The sequence below is a fragment of the Actinomyces sp. oral taxon 171 str. F0337 genome (assembly GCF_005696555.1).
Taxonomy (GTDB): Bacteria; Actinomycetota; Actinomycetes; order Actinomycetales; family Actinomycetaceae; genus Actinomyces; species Actinomyces oris_E.
Map to the genome: position 1 here is coordinate 2125309 of NZ_CP040005.1, position 19901 is coordinate 2145209.

At 68.4% G+C, this 19901-nt stretch carries 14 protein-coding genes; 2 read left to right on the forward strand and 12 right to left on the reverse strand.

The annotated features are described in order from the left end of the window. Positions 1-35: 35 nt before the first annotated feature. The 4 genes from FBF36_RS09285 to FBF36_RS09300 form a co-directional block, all read right to left on the reverse strand. Entirely contained in the window at positions 36-857 is an 822-nt protein-coding gene (locus tag FBF36_RS09285) for a hypothetical protein (RefSeq protein WP_009397885.1), read from the reverse strand. Further along, positions 857-1633 carry an ABC transporter ATP-binding protein gene (locus FBF36_RS09290; RefSeq protein WP_009397884.1) on the reverse strand — a complete coding sequence of 259 codons (777 nt, stop codon included), beginning with the start codon at positions 1631-1633 and terminating at the stop codon, positions 857-859. Before FBF36_RS09290 ends, FBF36_RS09285 begins: the two co-directional genes overlap by 1 nt. Beyond that, positions 1630-2016, reverse strand: coding sequence for a GntR family transcriptional regulator (locus FBF36_RS09295; protein WP_009397883.1), 387 nt, complete (start codon positions 2014-2016; stop codon positions 1630-1632). Before FBF36_RS09295 ends, FBF36_RS09290 begins: the two co-directional genes overlap by 4 nt. Positions 2017-2212: 196 nt before the next feature. After that, complete coding sequence (locus FBF36_RS09300; protein WP_225792334.1) at positions 2213-4354, reverse strand: DUF4132 domain-containing protein; 2142 nt, start codon at positions 4352-4354, stop codon at positions 2213-2215. 502 nt (positions 4355-4856) lie between these two features. Between FBF36_RS09300 and FBF36_RS13510 the strand changes: the two genes are divergently transcribed. Continuing rightward, entirely contained in the window at positions 4857-6017 is a 1161-nt protein-coding gene (locus FBF36_RS13510; protein ID WP_009397881.1) for a hypothetical protein, read from the forward strand. Further along, positions 6014-6928, forward strand: coding sequence for a hypothetical protein (locus tag FBF36_RS13515; protein ID WP_009397880.1), 915 nt, complete (start codon positions 6014-6016; stop codon positions 6926-6928). The genes FBF36_RS13510 and FBF36_RS13515 overlap by 4 nt, the downstream gene beginning before the upstream one ends. Positions 6929-7057: 129 nt before the next feature. On the opposite strand, the gene FBF36_RS09310 is transcribed toward FBF36_RS13515, so the two are convergent. The 8 genes from FBF36_RS09310 to FBF36_RS09340 all read right to left on the reverse strand — a co-directional run bounded on the left by FBF36_RS09310 (position 7058) and on the right by FBF36_RS09340 (position 19807). Beyond that, positions 7058-9889: a DUF4132 domain-containing protein gene (locus tag FBF36_RS09310; RefSeq protein ID WP_157184131.1), complete on the reverse strand. Its 2832-nt coding sequence runs from the start codon at positions 9887-9889 to the stop codon at positions 7058-7060. 1034 nt (positions 9890-10923) lie between these two features. After that, the gene (locus FBF36_RS09315; RefSeq protein ID WP_225792335.1) at positions 10924-12447 is read right to left on the reverse strand and encodes a hypothetical protein; all 1524 of its coding nucleotides are present in this window, start codon (positions 12445-12447) and stop codon (positions 10924-10926) included. Then, positions 12444-13070: a hypothetical protein gene (locus FBF36_RS13520; RefSeq protein WP_225792336.1), complete on the reverse strand. Its 627-nt coding sequence runs from the start codon at positions 13068-13070 to the stop codon at positions 12444-12446. Before FBF36_RS13520 ends, FBF36_RS09315 begins: the two co-directional genes overlap by 4 nt. After that, positions 13067-14242 (reverse strand): VWA domain-containing protein, encoded by a 1176-nt coding sequence (locus FBF36_RS09320; protein WP_009397876.1) that lies wholly within the window; start codon positions 14240-14242, stop codon positions 13067-13069. The genes FBF36_RS13520 and FBF36_RS09320 overlap by 4 nt, the downstream gene beginning before the upstream one ends. After that, positions 14239-16770, reverse strand: a complete 2532-nt coding sequence (locus FBF36_RS09325) for a DUF5682 family protein (RefSeq protein ID WP_138137424.1) — start codon at positions 16768-16770, stop codon at positions 14239-14241. Before FBF36_RS09325 ends, FBF36_RS09320 begins: the two co-directional genes overlap by 4 nt. Beyond that, positions 16767-17891: an ATP-binding protein gene (locus tag FBF36_RS09330; RefSeq protein WP_009397870.1), complete on the reverse strand. Its 1125-nt coding sequence runs from the start codon at positions 17889-17891 to the stop codon at positions 16767-16769. Before FBF36_RS09330 ends, FBF36_RS09325 begins: the two co-directional genes overlap by 4 nt. A 52-nt stretch (positions 17892-17943) precedes the next feature. Next, positions 17944-18936, reverse strand: coding sequence for an electron transfer flavoprotein subunit alpha/FixB family protein (locus FBF36_RS09335; RefSeq protein ID WP_138137426.1), 993 nt, complete (start codon positions 18934-18936; stop codon positions 17944-17946). A 112-nt stretch (positions 18937-19048) separates the two neighbouring features. Continuing rightward, on the reverse strand, positions 19049-19807 hold the full coding sequence (locus FBF36_RS09340; RefSeq protein WP_009394172.1) for an electron transfer flavoprotein subunit beta/FixA family protein: 759 nt from the start codon (positions 19805-19807) through the stop codon (positions 19049-19051). Between the last annotated feature and the right edge of the window lie 94 nt (positions 19808-19901).

The following is a 19901-nucleotide window of genomic DNA, read 5'->3' on the forward strand; positions in this document are numbered from 1 at the left end:
GAACCGATGCCAGGCCGGCGCACCACGCCCCCGCCTCAGCGCAGGGAGGTGTGCTGCTCGATCGCGCGCACCGCCCACCAGGCCAGGACCACAGCCAGCACCGGCCCGACGACCACGGACCCGACACCGATCACCGACGGCTGGACGCCGGTTCGGAGCGCCTCAAGGAACTGCGGCCACATCATCTGGCTCGTGAAATCGCCGGTGGTGACATCCATGCTGAGCGGCACGAAGAGAACGGCAATCAGGGCGAGTACCTGATTGACCGCGTAGAGCAGGACGAGCCCGATCATGGGTGCCCCGAACCCGAGGTGGTTGAAACGGCCCTGCCCACCGATACTCATCACAGCACCGACCTCGATGACAAGCGAGAAGAGCCCGATGAGCACGATCAGGACGAACAAGGCCATTTTGCCCGGTCCGGCCGTATCAATGGCCCAGAGCACCGGCTGGAGCACATCTTCGGTGGTGGACCCGATACTGTGGGCGAGAACGGCGCACCAGGCGATGAGACCACCCAGGCAGATCGCACCCTCGACCAGCACCACTACGCAGGCGTAAAGAGCCTTGGCCGCGAAGTGCACCCGTCCGCGAACCGGAACGACCATGGTGAGGTAACCGCGCTGCCCGTACATGGACTGCCAGTAGTCGACGGCGACCTGAACCATGACGGCGACCGGTATCGCGATGATCACCGCCATGGACGCCAGCTGCATGAGGCCGGCCAGCGCCGGCACGTCGGCCAGCAGCCACCACAGGCCGAGGAACCCGAGCAGAACGAGGCAGCAGGCCCCTGTCACAGAGGCATTGCGCCCCACCTGGGTACGAGCCTCCTCGATGAAGAGCGTGCGAAGCATCAGCGGTACTCCTTCCGGAACAGGGCGTCCAGGCTCGTGGAATGGGTCTGACGCAGATCGTCGGCATCGCCGGCCAGGAGCAGGCGACCGTCCTTGAGGAAGACGACGGAGTCGACGATCGGCTCGACGTCGGCGATGAGGTGAGTGGAGATGAGCATGAGGGAATCCGATTCGAAGTCGCGCAGGACGCCGTCGAGGATGATCTCGCGGGCGGCCGGATCAACACCGGAGATGGGCTCGTCGAGCAGGTAGACCCGGGCGCGGCGACTCATCATCAGTGCAATGCGCAGCTTCTCCCCCATGCCCTTGCTCATCTCCTTGATGGAGCGCTCAGCGGGCAGAGCGAAGAAGTCGACCAGCCGGCGGGCCTTGGCGGCGTCGAAATCGGCGAAGAGCCGGGAGAACTGGGCGATCGCCCGAGGCGGGGTGAGGCTGGTGGCCAGGAAGTCGGCGTCGGGCAGGAAGGACACCAGCGCCTTGGACAGCGGCCCGGGGGCATGCCCGGCGATGCGCACCTGACCCTCGTAGTCGGCCAGGACGCCGGCGAGAATCTTCAGCAGAGTGGTTTTGCCGCAACCGTTGGCGCCCATGAGGCCGACGATGCGTCCGGCGGGCAGCGACAGGCTCAGATCGCGCAGGGCAGGACGCCCGCGATAGGTCTTGGTCAGGTGGCGCACGGTCACCAGGGGCGGGGCGCCATCCAGGGACGGAATGGTATTGAAGCGTGCATCGGAGCCTTGCACATCCGACGGCGCCGCCGTCAGCGAACTGCTCATGAGGGCTCTCCTGATTCGTCAGTGGTGGAAGCCGGCCACCGTTCGGCAAGGGTCTCGCCCGCTTGAGCGAGATCCATACCGATGGCGGTGACAGCGGCGATGAAGGTGTCCGTGGCGCCGACGGCGAGCTCACGTCGGACGGCGTCGAGCACCGCGGCATCAGCGGTGACGAAGCGCCCGGCAGTGCGCTCGGTAACGGTCAGGCCGCTGCGATCGAGCTCGGCGAGGGCGCGTTGGACGGTGTTGGGGTTGACCCCGGCCTGCGTGGCGAGATCGCGCACGCTGGGGATCCGGGTTCCGGCGGGCCAGATGCCGGTGACGATCCGCATGCGGAAATCATCGACCAGCTGGATCCAGATCGGACGCGAGTCGTCGAGATCCATGGCTCTCCTAGTGCTCGGGGACGGGAAGTGCTCATGAGCGCAGCACAGGCGGCCTCAGCAGACCACCTGTATTACTGCACTAATACAGTGACACAAGGAGGGGTTGCCGTCAACCCGAACGGCCTCGAGCCCACACTCGGACTCGAGGCCGCAGCTCCTCGTCGGTCAGGGTCGACCACCCCTTCCCACCGAAGGCTCAGTCAGGAGGATCGACGATGGCGCGGTAGTCGGCATAGCACTCGGCAAGAAGCGCAGGCGGCACCTGCTCCAAGGGCACGACCCGACGACCATCGACCAGGCACAGGGGACCAGTGGTCACTACCTGGTCCTCACTCCACACGTCCACCCCACTGAAATCGATGACGCTGCACAGACCGGCTACCGGGAAGTCCTTGAGGAACGTGCTGTACCAGTGGATGTTGGAGTCGGGCTCGTAGCCACGGGACTTGGCCCGTTTGCGCAGGTCACGGGCAATGACACGCCTTCCCGCCCCATCGTCGATGCCCCGCTGCCCCTTGCCCACCTTCGGGACCCGAGCAGAGAACTGGTCGAAGAGCGGAGCGACCTCGTAGTCGGCCAGGTGCTCCCACCAGTCGGCCACTTCCGCCTCCGACAACAGCGTCCCGTGTGCCAGTCCGACCACGGCCTCCGAAGGCAGCTCCAGGACGGCGTCGTCAGCCCCCAGAAGCTGACCGTCCTCGGCGGGGCGGAAGGTCCAGGCCTGGGGCGCCTCGCCGCCGCCTTCCAGCTCATTAGCACTCCCACCCTCGTCCTGACGGCGGGCCACCCAGACCAGACGAGCCGCCAGGTGCCGGGCCAGCGGATGGTCGGCGAACAGCTCCCGCCACAGCGGAAACGGCCAGGAGCGCCCGACACACATGGCCTCGTACAGACGCCGCCTCTGGACCTTGAGGACAGCGGCCACCTCCTTGCGCGCAAAGGTCAGGCGGCGCCTGGCCTGCGCCACGATCTCACTGTCCTCGCCCTTGCGTGCGGCGGGCAGACTCTTGCGTGCCCGTCCGTCGGAGTCCGTCAGGGCGATGGTCAGCTCAGGGGTCAGGCGCCCCAGGAACTCGCGCTCGCCGTAGGACAGGTGCAGCAGGCCGTCATGTCCGAAACCGGCCGTGGGGACGCTGCGGTCACCGAGCTCGGCCTCACTCCAGCCTCGCTCGGCGGCCACAGCCCGAGTGAGCAGGTTGGCGAAACCACGCACCTGCGGCAAGCGGTGCTGGGCTGCAGCCGAGACCATGACCTGCAGGGCCTCGGCGGACGGGTTCGCGGCGACGGCGGTCAGGACGGTCTCGGACTCGGCGCGCCATGTGGCATGGCGGCTCAGGGCGCTCCTGGCGGCGGCGGCAAGACGCTCACCCTCCATCCCGACGGCGAAGGCGAGCAGCCCCTTGTTCTTCAGGCTCTCCCCCTTGACGGCCTCACGGTTATGGGCGACCCAGGACTCGACGACGAAGGCACTCAGCTCACGGGTGTCCGCCGCATCGAGCAGGCTCAGGTAGAGCTCGATGGTGCCGGCCCCGTCGGGGGTCTTGAGCCTGTAGGCCTCGAGCACCCAGTGGCGCACGATGTCCGGGTCGAGCGGCGTCCCGTCGGCGAGCCTCACCTGGGGCAGAGCCTCGAAGGGGAACCAGTCCAGGGCCACCGGAGGGCGCTTCAGTCGCCGTTTGGGAGGTGTGAGGGCCTCCGCTGTGACGATGTCGGTGACGTCATCCCCGTAGACCTGCAACGTGCGCAGCAGGTTGGCCCGCGCGAGACGGTCCTTCTCCTGGGCGCGGGCGGCACGCAGTCGGGCGACGCCGTCGGGAATCATCAGACCGGCCAGCCAGGCCGCACCCACCCGGCGCACGTGCGCAATCGGACTCATCACCGCCTCAAGGGCCAGATCCCCGACCTCGGGGAGGCCTGAGAGAAGCTCCTGGGCCAGCATCCGGTTGAACTCGGAGCGCCCCACCGCGACCTGCGCCAGGGCCGGCACCATGCTCTGGGGAACGGCGGGGAAGTGGGCGAGCGCGCACAGCACTCGCGTCGCCGACGTGGAATCCTCCAGCAGGTCACGGGCCCTGGCCAGGTCCTGGGCCATCCACGGCCAACTGTCCTCGGACTCACAAGTCCACAGGGCCCAGCCCCAGGTGATCGTGCGCACCACCTCGGGCGGATGCCCCGCCCGGGCCAACGCGTCGGCGACGAGGCGCGGATCGGTGTCCCACGGCAGGCCCTCCTCCAGGCTGTGGCGGTGAGTACTTGTGCCGATGTCCCCGTCAGATATGTTCAGGGAGCGGCACAGGTCATCGAGCGCCGCAGCGCGAGCCTCAGGAAGAGGAATCATCGGGGGAACCACGACCGGTGAAGTGTCACCCGACTCCGCTCCTGCCTGTTCCACCTGCTTCACGACTTCCTGACTTGTGTCGTCGGACGGGTTCTGAGACCTGGGCGTGACCGGCATAGCCGTATTGTGCCGGCCCTCACGAGCACCGGATGCGGAAATGACGGAGCATTACTCCGGACATACGTCCTTCTAGACGAAGGTATATTCACCAGTTGATCGGTCATCTATTTCGCCTCTCGGCCGGACCGCTTCCTTCTACGCTACGGCCCTGTCTCCGTCTCCTGACTCCTCCTCCCCCGAATTCTCTTCTCCCGAGATCCCCTCATCCACGACCCCGCCACCCACGGCACCAACCCAGGTCGCCCCGGTCTCCGCCTCAACACCATCACCTCAACGACGGCATCGGGCACGGCTCGGAATTCTCAGCGTCGTCGTCGTTCTGGTCCTGGCACTCGGCGGTGGAGGGCTGTGGGCACTGACGCGCGGCTCCAACCCGCTCTCAATGGTCAAGGCCCCGATCCTCAAGGCTCAGCAGGACCTGTCCAACCTCGGCAAGGAGCCTGCGGCAGCACCCTTCGACGCGAGTGGCACCACGGCAATCACCAACAAGCAGCTGACGATCCTGCGGGTGATCGCCGATCACCGTGAGACGCTGGTGGCCCTGAGCGCGAGCTCATCGTCGTTCTACGCCGCCTGGCAGGTTCCTGTCCCTGACAACCTGGCGGGGCAGCACCTCAACTGTCGAATCAACGCCAAGACCTTCGACTGCGGTGACCAGATCAGCGTCGACCTGGCCTCGGGGATCAACGCCCCCGCCAAGCCGTCGACCGTCTCCGCCGCCTCCCCCACGACGCCCGCCTCAGCGGTTCCGGCCCAGCCGAGCGACAACAGCTCCGACGCGCCCGCCCAGACCGGGACTCCGAGTGCTCCCAGCGGCACGACCTCTGCGAACCCCGCGGCCCCCTCCGCCACCTCGTCCTCCACTCCTGCCGCAACAGCGTCACCAGGTACGGCGACGTCGGCGCCGGCGCCCGCCTCGGTGCGGCTCGGCGATACCCCCAGCAGCGGAAAGCCCCTGTCGGTCAGCTCCGACGGCACCGTGAGTGTCAACCGGGACAAGGTCTCCGGCCTGAAGCTTGACGGCACCAAGCCGGTGTGGGCGACCCGAGTCGAGGCGTCCCGCAAGCTCGCCGGTGTCAGCCTGCCGATGAGCCGCGATATCTGGGTGGTCAGCGACGGCGTCACCGTGGCAGGTCTCGACGGCAGCAGCGTGCTGTGGTCGAGCAAGCTCCCCGAGGACGTGGGCGCCCTCAACACGTTGGGTACCGAGGTGGTACCCCGCTGGCAGACGAGCAAGGGCGCCATCGTCATGGCCTACCCGGACTCGCTGCGCGCCCTCGACCCAGTCGATGGAAGCACGATCTGGCGGGTCTCCACCCCAGTGACCTCGTGGGCGGCCGGTGATGGTTACGTCGTGGTCTTCAACGGCTCGACGACCTCAGTCCTGGCCTTCGACTCCGGTTCGAGCTCGACCCGCGCCACGGCTCTGCCGACCTCGGCCCCAGTCTCCGCAGATGCTCCCGACCTGAAGGAGCTCAAGAACGCGGACCTCGACGTCCCGGGTATCTGCGCGGAGGCCTTCAGCCGAGGGGGTCGGGGATGACGAGGGCCGACATAGTCGAGCAGGCCCCGGAAAAGACGAAAGTCACCTTCTCCGACGGCAAGGCCGCCGGCACCGCCAGAGGTAACGGCCTGGGGGGCGGCTCGTCGAACACGATCGCCATGAAGTCGACACAGCTGGGTCTGTTCGGCACCTCACCGGTGATGGTCGCCGTCCTGGACTGCAACGCCGACCTTCCCGACTACGGCTTCGATGTTCTTGTCGCCTACAACGCTGACAAGGAGATGGTCGGCTCCCTCATGATGGAGGGCAGCAACGAGATCGGCTACGTTCCCGCCCCGCACATGGAGAACCTGCGCGTTGTCGGCGGCACCGTCATCTTCGACGAGCCGCAGCTGCGGCTCTACGGTGACGAGTCCTGCCGGACCTGCGGCGGCAGCGCCTCAGCGACGGTCACCGCGCAATGGGACGGTCAGGCCCTGACGCTCGCCGACGTCGTCTACCACATTCCGGGCAGCCTGCCCATGAGCGGGGACCACCGGCGCCCGTCCCTGGCCGAGGTGCAGAAGGTCTATGACGCCCTCGCCTCGGGGCAGGACGACAAGGCGGCCGAGCACATCGATCCCACGATCCTGCCTTTCATGGATCAGCCCGCGGAGCGGGTACCGACGGGTGACACGATGTGCACCGCCTTCCTGCCCGAGGGAGGCAAGGTGGTCGCCTGCCTGCTGGCCGGCCCCAAGGACTCCTCAGGCGCCTCGGTCGCCAACTCCATGGACCTGGATCAGGGAACGATCATCTGCCCGATCGCCCTGGACGATCCGTCGAAGCCGTGGATGACGCCCAGGCCGAGTACGAACAACAGTGAGCAGAAGCAGTACGGGTCCTGGCTGCTGCTGAGCTCTGACATGGAACGCTTCCGAATCACCCACCTGCAGCACAAGGTCAACTGACGGCCCCGGGCGCGTTGTGGGGGTGCACCGTCGACGAGATGGTGCACCCCCACAATGACGTCGGAGGAACTGTTCAGCCGCGCCGCCTACGAGCGCGGCCGCCCCCCCTGCGGGCCCTCACCACCGCCTCTAGAACAGTCTTGTCCTGTCCTCCCAGTCCGGGTCGTAGGCCCCCAGCGCCGCCAGGGCCGCATAGTCCGCGTAGCACTCGGCCAGTAGCGGCGTGGGCACCTCGTCCAGTGCCACCAAACGACGACCAGTTCCGCGACGCAGCTCCAGGCTGTCGGTCGCACACGGGTTGTTACCCCACGACACGAAAGCACCGGTGAAGGTCAGCGCGACAGTGAGGCCCGCTGCGGGGATCGTGCGGAGATACTCGGTGAACCAACCCCCGTCCTCCGTTCCCCCGCGACGGTACCCGCGCTGAGAGGCGACATTGCGCACGGAGTAGGCGTCGGTCATGTGCCCACGAAGATCGGTGAGCCGCTGCTGGCCCGGTGTGATGACGGGTGCGAGCGCGGAGAGCTGGTCGAACAGCGGCTCGACCTCGTAGTCGGCCAGGTGCTCTCGCCACGCCGCCACGGCGTCGGGCCCGATGATGGTCCCGTGCGCCACCGTGATCTCCCCCTGGCCCGGGAGGTCGACGACGGCGTCGTCGACTCCCAGCAGGTCCCCTTCCGGTGTGGGACGGAAGACGATCGACTCGCCGCCGTCAGCCGGGTCGAGCTGCCAGATGACCCGAGTGACGAGGTGCCTCATGAGCGGGTGGGCGAGCAGAAGGTCACGCCATTCGACAGGACTCCATCCGCGTCGCACGCACATGGCCTCGTAGAGCCGGCTGCTTTGAAGGGAGAGCACGTTCTTGGCCTCCTTGCGGGAGGCGGTGAGCTGTTTCTTGGCGGCTTTGACCGCGTCCGCATCGTCGTCGGCCCGGGGCGCCGGCAGTGAGGCCCGGGTCTTCCCATCCGGCCCGGTCAGTGCGATCTTGAAGTCCGCGGTCAACCGGCCGGTGAAGGAACGGGCTCCGTAGCTCAGGTGCAGCAGGCCGTCAGAGCCGAAGCCTGCAGTGGGGACGGTCCGATCCTCCAGCTGCTCGGCGCTCCAGCCCCGTTCGACGGCGACCTCGTCCACCAGCTCGCGGGCGGTCTTCTGCAGGCTCGCCATCTTGTGACGCTGCGCCACGCCGATCAGCACCTGGAGAGCGGGGTCCTGGCCGTTGGCTCGAAGAGCCCGAATGAGGACCTCGTACTGGGGACGACGGTTGCGGTGGCTCCGCATGTAGCTGTGGGTCAGGCTGGCGAGCTCGCCGCCATCGGCTCCGACGGCGAAGGCCATGAGGCCCTTGTCCGCCATCGCCGAACCCAGATACGTCCCCTGATGCTCGTCGTAGATCTGCTTGACGTAACTCTCCAGAGGTCGAGCCAGCCCCTGCCTGGCCCTTTCCCGTTCCTCAGGATCGTCGCTCTGGGCTGCCGAGGTCCAGTACCGCTGGAAGTACTGATACCGCTTCAGCCCGATGTCCTGGGCATGGGCGAGGCTCTGCTCGGGGCTCGGGTGAGCGGTGTCCCGCGCCGCCCAGGCTCTGACCAGATGGAGGGCCAGTCGACGGGCATCGTGCGGGTCGAGGAGGGACAGATACAGGCCGATGAGGCCCCGACCGTCGGGATCCTTCATGATCACGGCCAGGCTCACCCACCAGCGGATCACCAGCGAGCTCACCGGGGCGCCGTCTCGCCAGCGCACAGTGGGCAGGCCGTCCCAGTCGAGCCAGTCCGGACCGGCTGCTGGATCGGCCTCCAGTCCCTCGGCAGCCTCCTGCTGGAGACGGCCGGGAGACAGGAGCTCGGTGAGATCCTCGCCGCAGGCCCGCATGGCTTTGAGCATGCTGGCACGAGTCGCCGCATCCTCTTCTGTGGCGTAGGCGGCGCGAAGGGGGTCAAGGGATCGCTGAGGGGCCTGAGCGGCGATCCACTCGGCCGCGGATCGCCTGACCTCCGCTGACGGGTCCTTCAGCATGGGCTCGGCCAGGATGGGTGCGGCCGGGGAGACGCTGAGCAGCCGCTGCACCCGACGTCGCAGCCGTGGGGAGGCCGTGACCGCCATGCGCGCGAGCCTGGGGAGGAGGTCGACGGGCAGTCTGGGGAATGCCTCCAGAATGTCCAGCGCACGAAGAACCTTCTCCGAGCTATCGAGCCCTTCGGCCAGGTCATCGAGGTGCTCCCACGCCCACGGCCAAAGGATCACGGGATCTCCCGTACGCCAGACCACGTCACGGACCGCACCGTCAATCGGGAGGTTGAAGTGCCTCAGCACCGCTTCAATGGCTCGAGGATCGGCATCCGCGTCCTCTCCCCACGACAGAGCGTCTCTCCATCTGGTGGAGGGCTCGTCGGCGGTCAGCCGCAGAAGGTGGACGACTGACAGGGACGGCACGAAGGAGCCCACCCACCCAAGGCGGTACTTCCTGAGAATGGCCGGGACTCCTGTTGATCGACCCTCGGCGACTGCGATGAAGGCCTCCACATCCTGTTCAGTGGCCAGGTACCTCGCGGCGATCTCCTCCCGAGATTCCGCACCTTGAGGATCCCAGGCGTCATCGACGAGCCGGTTGAGGATGCGCCAGAGCTGCTGCCGTGCGGCATCGGCCGGCTGGTCGAGAGCGATGTGCTCGACCTCCGGCAGAACGACGGGAGCCTGCTCGGACTCCTCACTCGCCCACCGGGAGAAGGCCGCACGGGCACGCAGCTGCTCGACCGCCACGGCGAGCACGGGGTTTTTCTCGGCCGCGACGTCGAGAAGATCGTCATCAGCTCCCTCGGCCAGGTGGTCGAGCAGGTCGGTGGAGCGTTGGAAACCTGCTTTGCTGCGGATCGCCTTCCCGGACAGGAGCTCGGCGAGGGCCTCACGGCGTGGGGTATCGGGAACCCGCCCCAGCAGGTCGATGGCTTGGAGACGCGTCATGCGCTTCTCCTCCAGCGTCAGTGGGACCAGGAGGTGGGCCACAGGCCCAAGATCCATGTCAAGACCGGCCAGGAGCAGCACAAGATCACGTCGGTCGTACTCGTTCAGGCTGCGGATGAACGACGCCGGAATCCGCGACCCGTGTGACTGCAGGTACTCCGCGATTCCCGGGAGACGGCAGGGAACTCGACTGTCGTCATTTAAGTACGCGTATCGTGACAACCACAAGGTCAGTACCAGGGAGGGGATTTTGCCCGCTTTGACTCCATCCAGGGCCAAGACCTCAGCGAAGCGCTCAGGCCCCCACATCAATCGCTCTTTCACCATATTCACCGCCGCCTCTTCCCAGGGGTCGACGGTTCTGACCACATCCTCGTTCAAGAGAAGTAACCAGAGAGGGGTGAAAGCCTTCCGGCGCCAGTCCTGTTTTCCCGGAGTATCGGCAGCCCAGATCGCACGAAGGAGCTGACCATATCGCCACCACTGTTGAGCACTGAACGCATCACAACGATACAGACTGTCACGTAGTGAATACAGAACACGGCGACGATCTCGAGGGGGCTCCCTCATATCCGACGACCATGCGACACCTACTGCAGACAGCCGATCTGCAAGATCGTCCCTCACAGGAAGTGTTCTATTCAGCTCGCCAACACCACCGAACAACGCGTCCGTCTCCGGCTCCTGCCACACCTGCTCCACGACATCCGCAGACTCTCCCGAGAGCACATAGGAGACGGCCTTCTCATGGAGGTCTGCACTGATCACCCGCAGGGGCAGGAGCGCCCTGGCCAGTTCATCGGATGGGACGACCTCACACATTTCAGCGACTTCTTCCCGATTCACAACACTCTCCATAAGCATCCGCACAGCGCATGAATCCGACTCGATATACCGGTCAGCAGACAGTCATCCTACAGGTGCGGTATCGTGCCCTGAGCGCTTTCTCCATTTCGAGCTGTCGGTTCCCGCCGCCGAGAGGTCCGTGCAGGCTGTGCGGGCCGTGTGCCACTCGGCCGGAGGCTCCGGTGATATCAGAGCGTCAAGGCGTCGAGCCGATCGATGACGGCGCAGGCCCGCAGCACAGCGCCGGGACTCGGCCGGTCGTCCACCTCGGTAAGCACGGCCGCCAGAGTGGTGAGCTGGAGGTCACCGGCCATGCGGACTCGCGCGCGCAGCACGTGCGCCACCGTGCTCGTGGGCCGTGTCGTCCCGGAGGCCGCGAGCGCGGTGAGCGCCTCGCGCACGTCCTGGACCAGTGCCCGTATAGGCATGCGATCGCCCCGGTTCGTATGGGCCTCGTGAGTGTGCGTCTCCTCCACGCGTCTGCGCAGCCGGCCGTATCCCCTCCCGGAAGCGCCGCGAGAAGGAGGGAAAGTGGCCACCAGAAGGCTGATCCGGTCGTGCTCGCGCACGAAGACACCGGATGGATGGTCGCCCTCGACGGTGATGGCATGCACCTGAAGTTCGCGGGAGAGCACGTCGGAGACCATCTGCATCTCACCGCCGCCGACCTCCATACACAGCAGGTGCCTGCGCCCGTCGGTGCTCGTCACCGGCAGCAGGTAGTGCTGGTGGACCTCGTCGATGCTGATCGGTCCCAGGCCGTCCTGGGCAACTATGATCAGACGGAGCCGGGGAACGGGCGCCTCGAAGCGGGCGACCTCCGGCCCGGATCCGGTCTGTTGGAGATGATCGGCCACGGCTTCCAGGTCGATGTCGTCGTAGCCGGCCTCAGCGCTGCGGCGGGTGACGGACGTGCGGTTGGAGGGGGCCAGGGAGCCGTCGGGCCGGCGCTCGGCACCGGTCAGGCGTAGGGGGCCGGACAGGATGTTCCTCATCGATGTGCCCCACAGGAGGGTGGCGTCCAGTGAGTAGTGGAAGGCGACGTCGGTCCCGGCGGCTCGCCCGGTGGTGACCATCTCCGGTTGGTCGTGGTCCAGGTCCCAGAGTCTGACGGTCAGTCCTCGGCTTCCCGAGGGGGCCGTCCACCAGGTGGCGCTCAGCGGGAGCAGCAGCCCGGTGTGGGCCGTCTCAGTGTCGGTTGGCCCGATGAGAGCGGGGTCGGGTGGGCCGGTGACGGCTGTGAGCGCCTGGGTCAGGGCCCAGGCCGCGGCCAGGGCGCTGAGGACGGTGGCCTCATCGACGGCGTCGTCACGCTCAGCGAGAGCCCGGAGCCTCCCGGCGGCGGAGGTCAGCAGCCGGGACAGTCGGGGCAGCTCCTCCAGACGGGTGACCTGGGCCAGGCGCTCCAGGTCGGTGGCGCTGCGGGGGCCGGCGTGTGAGATCCCCGCGGAGAGGAGAGTCTCAATGGCGGTTGCGACCGTTGAGACGACGTCCCGCTTCCGGTCGTCGAAGGTGGACTTCTCATCCGGCCACGGCCAGGGGCGGCCTGCGCGGGCGAAGAGTCGGATGACGGCTTGAAGGCACCAGGCCGCCTTGGCGGCCGAGGAGTGACGTCCAGAGACGATCATGCCTCGTGGCCCCAGTCCCGCGATCACAACGATCTCGGGAGCGTCGGGCCAGGTGATGCTCAGGCGTCCAGGAGCACTGGTCACGTCGGTGGGGGCAGCGAGCCGGTCCGGTGCGGTTCCGGCCAGGGACGCCTGCGCGCGCCGCCGGGCCTCAGCCCCCAGGGACTTCTCGACGTCGGCCGGCTTCCAGGCGAGGACCTCCTCCAGGACCGGATCGCTCGGGGCCCTTGGGCGGGTGCGGGGGTGACGGAGGCATCCGGGGATGCGGGGTTCGTCGGCGTCTCGGCGGCCGTGGTGCTCTCGTCGGCCCCGTCCCGGTTGACGGCTTCGCGCAGCCACAGGCAGGCGGCGAGGATGTGCACGCAGATGCCGGCCACGGGGCAGGGACAGCGCGCGTCCTGCGGGCCGGAGACGGTCAGGGTGACGGGAACCGCTGGCCGGCCGACTCCGATGGTCACTGTCCCGGGTACTGGCTGCTCCCCTGCTTCGGGATCAATGGGCCCGTTGACGGGCTCGACCCGGCCGGCGGCCAGCTCGGCACGTCCGCGACGCAGCAGGCCCCGGTTGCCCAGGGCGATCAGGGCGACATCGTCAAGCGCACCATAGACCGAGAAAGCAGCTGCCCAGGAGTCACCGCAGGCTCCCGGGGTCTGTGAGGCATCGGGGGCGCCGGCGGAGCGTTGAGACTGGCCGGTCCGCTCGTTCATACAGTCACCTCAGCCAGCCAGGAGGCGAACCGGTCCGGGGTCATGGCGGCGATCCTCATACCGACCTCGGACAGGCGCTCGGCCACGTCATGGTCGTACCAGGCGTGTCCCCTGTCGTCCAAGGAGACCAGCCCCAGCACGGTCATGCCTTGGGCAACCAGGTCACGCACCCGTTTGACGAGGGTGGACACCGATCCCCCCTCCTCGAAGTCGCTGATGACCGTCACAATCGTCCGACTGGGGCTGGTCACCGTTCCAGCGGCGTAGCCGACGGCGTTGGCTATGTCCGTTCCGCCTCCCAGCTGACTGGTCATGAGAACCTCGACGGGATCGTGAACCGTGTGGCTGAGGTCGACGACGGTGGTGTCGAAGACGGCCAGTCGTACGGACAGGCCGGGAAGACCCGCAAGGATCGAGGCCATGATGGCACTGTGGAGCAGGTTGGAGGCCATGGAGGCGGACTGGTCCACCAGGATGATGACGTCCCAGGTCAGGTTGCGTCTCCTCTGGCGGGACATGAAGCGCACGTCCTCGACGATCATGCGGCCCGTGCCCGGGTCCACGTTGCCCAGGTTCGCGGTAATAGTGCGACGCCAGTCGAAGTTGCGCGCCAAGGCATGAGGACTGTTGCTGCGCCGACGGGCTCCGCTCAGGGCCGTCGTCACGGGGTGCTGAAGGCGCTCCATGATGTCGGTGACGATCCGGGAGATGAGGGCACGCAGCCCGTCAGTGAGTTGGGGTAAGATCGTCCCCTTGATCCGCAGCAGTGCGGCCCCGAGCTCGGGACTGGTGTCGATGGCCTCAATGGCGTCCGGGTCGGCCAGCAGCTCGGAGAGCCCGTATCGGGTCAGCGCGTCGCTCTCGAGTCGTTGCAGGGTGGAGGCCGGGAAGAGCCTGCGGGCGCCATCGAGCCAGTCGACCGCCCGTATGACCGATGGTCCCAGGGTGGCTCTCGTGCCGTCGCCGCCTCCGGCGCCCAGCCGGTGCCCGCGGCCCGTGTACTCGCGGTCATAGATGTAGCCCAGGGCGTCATCGAGGTCGGCGTCCTGGTGCCTGCGCGGCAGTTTCGGCTCGGCGTATCGGCCCAGCACCATGCGCCAGCGACGTGCTGCCAGGTCACCCTCCGGCCCCTCCCAGGAGGCGGAGGCGTTCAACGGCGTGCCGCTCGTCATCCTGCCCACTCCCCCAGTCCGTCGCGCACCAGGGAGGCGACCAGGTCCCGTTCGATCTGAGACCCGAGCGCGACGTGGGCCGGATCCACGGTCCAGACGGTGTCGAGATCGGAGGCGGCGGCCCCGATGAGCTGTGCCACCATCTCTGCCAGGCGATGGGTCTCCACGGGCCTCAGTGCGGTGAAGGCCCGCCGCAAGTCGGGCAGTGCGGCGACGAAGGCCCGATCATCAAGGCCGGTCAGCGCCCCGGTGACGGCCTCGACGGCGTCGGGAGAGTGCAGAAGCACGTCCGGGGCGGATCGCACCAGGCCCACGATGAAGTCTGCGGCCCGTGCCGGATCCGCTCCCATTGCGAGATGAGTGACGACGGCGCACACCGCCTCCTCCTGGCTGAGTGCCCTGACGGAGGCCGCGATGCCGGTGGCACAGCCGACAAGAACCGCGGCTGCGTCGCGGCTTCGACGCAGAACCTCGATCTGACGCAGTACCGCCCCGAAGCCGGCGCCCTGGGCAGCCTCACCCATGCGCTCATCATCGGCAGCCGATCGGATGATGAGGTCCCGTACCGAGATGAGGGCATCGACGGCCTGAAGCGCCTCCTGGCCCTCCAGGCCGACCAGATCGGAAAGACGCCGGGCGATCATGGCGTCGCCCCGGTGCAGAATGGACCGGATCCGGGCAGCGGCATGGTCCAGGCGCAGTCGGGACGTGGACTCGATCAGGCCCGCCAGCCGGTGCAGGGCCTCAACGAGCTCCCCCAGGTCGCTGAGTTGTCCGAGACTGTTCTCAAGGCGGTCGCAGACGTCGCCGGCCTCGGCGTCGAGCCCCATGACCGCCAGCTCACTGACCAGCGCCACCAGGGTCTCAGCGCTGAGCTCACCGGTGAGCCGCTGGGCCAGTCGGGTTCGCACGAGGACATCGAGATCGGGGGCCTCCTGGGCCGCGCGCACGAGTGCGGCCTCCACCATGGGGGTCCAGCTGTAGACCCACTCCTCGAGGAACTGCCCCATGCCGGTGCCGGCGACGAGGTCGGCCCCTGAGATCTGGTGGGCGAAGCCGGAGCCGACGAAACGCAGGCGAGCGAGCAGCTCGCGGCGCTCGCGGTGGCGAGGTCGGCGGCTGGTGTCGAGGCTGACGCGGTGCTCGACGGCGTCGTCGATGATGAAGCGCGCGGCGCGCAGGCGGTCGCGCACCTGGCGGACCAGTGGCGGGGTGGCGATGCCGTCGGGCACCTCCCCCACGTCGGAGGCGGCCAGGACGGAGGCGACGGCCGCTCCCAGATTGCCCGACAGCCCGGTTTCGTCCTTGACCAGGCAGCTGGTGAGGGCGTCAAGGATGTCGCAGCGTCCGGGCCATGCCCGGCCGCGCAGTGCGGCCAGCCGCATGGCTTGCTCCACAGTGGCCAGCACCTGGGCGGTCCCCAGTGGTTCGCCGAGCTCACGCAGGGCGGTGGCGACGTCGATGACCACGGTGGTGGCGAAGGCCCGGGCGGCTCCCGCCGGCTCCGGGACGGGCCTGGCAGTCCGCCGCGTGGCTCGTCGAGGGCCTGTGCCACTGCCATCGAGAGGACTGGCCCCGGTGCGGGCCCGCCAGGCTCGCTGCCACAGGCCCGGTGAGGGCATGCCGGCGCCGTATCCGCGCAAGGCGTCGAGGCGGGCGAAGTCGTAGCGGATGAGCCATGCCGGCCCGCCGGGTTGGGGCTGCGGCTCGGGCAGCCACGCGGCGTGCTCGGTCGCGTCGAGGCAGTCGAGCAGTGCCATGATGTGAAAGCCCCCGGTGACGACCACGACCGGGGCGGCCGGAGCAGCGGAGCCCTTCTCGCCGGCACCGGTCGGTGCGGCTGCCGGCAGGTGCCGTCTCAGGGCGGCCGACATGACGGCTTCGCGGGCGTGGGTGCCGTCGGCGTCGAGGACCTCGCGCTCAACGTCGAGCCGTGCCAGCCCCGACCATGCCAGTGTGTCGGAGAAGAAGCCGCGCCAGGATCGGATATCGGCGGTGGCTCGGTCCTCGAAGAGGTGCTCCCAGACCTCGTCGTGGTCCCGGCAGCCCAGGCGCCGGGCGAGGGCGTCCAGGCTGCGCGAGCGAGCCAGGTACCGCTCGGCCTGGAGCGTGCGGGCGACCGCGCCGCGAGCATCGTCGCGGGGATCGTCATCATCTCGAAGGCAGGCGCTGCGGTCGATGAAGGCGGCCTCGGCCCCGTGCTGCCCGGCCCATCGCAGAGCCACCCACTCCGGGGAGAACTCGGCCAGCGGGTAGTAGGAGGCGGTGCGCTCACCCAGGGAGAGCAGCGCCACCGGCGGTACGGTTCGCGGGTCCTGGAGGGAGGGCAGGAGGGCGGCGTACTCGACCGGCCCCTCGATGAGAACCGTGGCGGGATGCACCTCCTCCAGAAGCGCCGACAGGGCCAGGGCGCAGGCGGGTGAGTGGTGACGGACGGGGACGAGGTGAACACCCGCCTCGCCCCAGCGCCGCTGGGAGTCCAAGGCGTACTGGAGCCGGGCGGGGACCTGCGTCGTCGAAGCACTCACTCCCATAGTCCTTGGGAGGCGACCAGGAAGTCTCTCCACTCGGCGCTGCTCTCCGCCCGTTCACGCACCACCGAGTCGAGGTAGAAACGGATACGGGTGGCGTCCTCGTCCTCGCCCTTGAGTGCCACTCCCACCATCTGGCGGGCGATATCGGATGCCCTCACCATGCCGTCGCCGAGGTAGCGGGCACTCAACGACGCAGCCACACCGACGTTGACGGCCTCGGCGGTGGACATGACGGTCTCGGGGCGCTTGACCGGGGTGCCGGCCTGCGTGGTCCCGGTGCGCAGGTCGGCGAAGGCGGTGACCAGGACGCCGAGTACCTGGGGACTCATGGGCACCCGCTGCTCACCGAGCTCGGCATCCAGGGCACGAGCAATGAGATCGGCCTCGAAGGCGCGGTCGGCGATGGGGCGGACCGTCTCGAAGTTGAAGCGCCGCTTGAGCGCGGAGGACATCTCGTGGACGCCCCGGTCCCGCAGGTTCGCGGTGGCGATGACGTTGAATCCCTGAGCCGCACTGACGCGGAACCCGTCTCCCAGCTCCGGAACCATGAGCTGCTTCTCGGAGAGCACGGAGACGAGCGTGTCCTGGATCTCGGGCGGGCAGCGAGTGATCTCCTCGAAGCGCACGATGCTGCCCTGCTCCATGGCCTGGTAGACCGGCGAGGGCACCAGGGCCCTGCGCGTGGGGCCCTCGGCAATGAGGAGCGCGTAGTTCCATGAGTAGCGGACGTGGTCCTCGGTGGTGCCTGCCGAGCCCTGAATGGTCAGAGTCGAGGCACCGCAGACCGCTGCGGCAAGAAGCTCAGAGAGCATGGACTTCGCGGTTCCCGGCTCGCCGACGAGCATGAGGCCCTGGCGTCCGAGCAGCGTCACGATCGCCCGGTCGACGAGCGGGTCGTCCCCGTAGAACTTCCGGGTGACGCCGAGGTCCTCGTCCCCAACGATGAAGGTGCGCACCGAGTGGGGCGACAGGCGCCACCCCCGGGGGATCTCCGCACCGCGCTGAGCATCGGCGGCGGCCAGGGCGGCCAGCTCATCGGCCCACCGCTCCTCAGCGGCAGGACGCAGCACCTGCTTCGTCTCAGGCGCAGACCACCCGCTCGATCCTGCGGTCATCTTCCTGCCTCCCGATCGATCGATGCCGCATCATCCGTCCGCCGTTGCCGTCTCAGCCGCGCAGCGTGGCGAGCTCCTCGACGAGCTGGGGCACGACCTCGGTGACGTCACCGACGACGCCGAAGTCGGCCATCTCGAAGATCGGGGCCTCGGAGTCGTCACAGATGGCGACGACGGTGCCTGCGCCCTGGATGCCGCTGGTGTGGTGGACGGCGCCGGAGACGCCCAGGCCGATGTACAGACGCGAGGAGATGGTCTCGCCGGTCTGGCCGATCTGGGCGCTGCGCTCGATCCAGCCCTCGTCGCAGGCCACGCGGGTGGCTCCGACGGCGGCGCCGAGCGGCTGGGCCAGGGAACGGACCAGGTCGAAGTCGCCGTCCACGCCGCGGCCGCCCACGACGACGGTGCGAGCCTCGGTCAGGGCCGGGCCGGAGGCGACGGAGGTGGCCTCGCGCGAGACGAGGCGAACAGCGGCGGCCTCAGCACTGACGGGCACCTCGAGGGGCTCGGCGGTCAGTGGCGCGCCGTCGGCTGCGGCGACCTCTGCGATCCCGGGGCGCAGGGCGATGATCGGGGCGCTGCCGCCCGAGCCGACGGAGGCGGTGGTGGACCAGGAGCCGGACAGGACCAGCTTGGAGGCGCGCAGCACGGAGTCGTCGCCCGCACCGACCGCCTCCAGGGCGGTGGCGTCGGAGACGCAGGCCGAGCCGAGTACGATGGCGGCTCGCCCGGCCAGCTCCTTGCCCCGGTAGTCGGAGACGACCAGGACCGCTGCGGGCTGGACGGCGCCGACGGCCGCCACAACGGCGTCGGCCGCGGTGGCGGGCAGGTGGGCGGATTCGCCCAGGTCGGCGGTCAGCAGCCGGGTGGCTCCGGCGCCGGCCAGGGCCGCACGGACCGGCTCACCCAGGGGCTGAAGTGCCAGGGCGAAGACATCGCCGCTAGTCAGCTCCCGGGCGGCGGTGAGCAGCTCCAGGCTGGGGCCGGTGGGGGCGGCCTCGGCGGTCTCGAGGTCGACGAGGACGAGGAGGGGGGCATCGAGCATGGGAATCAGCTTCTTTCGCAGGTGGTATGAGGCGGGTGGGGCAGCGCGCCCGGTTCGTGCGCCCTGATTGAGGACGACGCCGAGCTGAGTGTACGGGCGCTGCGGCTCACCCTCAGACGAGCTTGTTCTCCACGAGCCAGGCGGCGAGCTCTCGGCCCGCCTCGCCGGCGTCGGTGCGGATGATGCCGGCCTCGCGGGCGGGTCGGGCCTCGTCGTCGACGACTGCGACGGCCGGTTCGGCGATCTGGAGGCCGAGCCCGGAGGCGTCCCAGAAGTCGATGGGCTTCTTCTTCGCGGCGCGCATGGCGGCGAAGTTGGGGTAGCGGGGCTCGTTGGCCTGATCGGTGACGCTGACGAGCGCGGGCAGCGGAGCGCTGAGGACCTCGCGGACGGTGCCCACGGTGCGGGTGACGGTCACGGCGCCGCCGTCGACCTCGAGGTGGTTGGCAAGCGTCAGGGCCGGACGGTGCAGGGCGGCGGCCAGGGCACCGGGCAGCATGGAGGTCATGGAGTCCAGGGAGGCCATTCCGGTGACGACCAGGTCGACCTCACCGATGCGCTCGATGGCGTTGGCCAGGACCCGGGCGGTGGTGACGACGTCGGCTCCGGCCAGGTCGTCGTCGGCGACGACGACCCCGGAGTCGGCGCCCATCTGCAGGGCACGACGCACCCCGTCCTCAGCGTCCTCAGGTCCCATGGTCAGTGCGATAACCTCGCCGTCGGCCTCCTCGGCCAGACAGACGGCGGCCTCGACGGCGTTCTCGTCGAGCTCGTTGAGGACGTCCTCCTCGCCGCGCACGAGCCGACCGTCCTCGATACGACGCTCGGACTGCACGTCGGGAACGTGCTTGATGCAGACCACGATTCTCATGGGCTCAAGGTTGCCATAACAGCGGCATCTCACCACTGAGCGCTCAGTCACCCTGACACGGTGTCAGGGCGATGATCGGGATGACGGAATGATG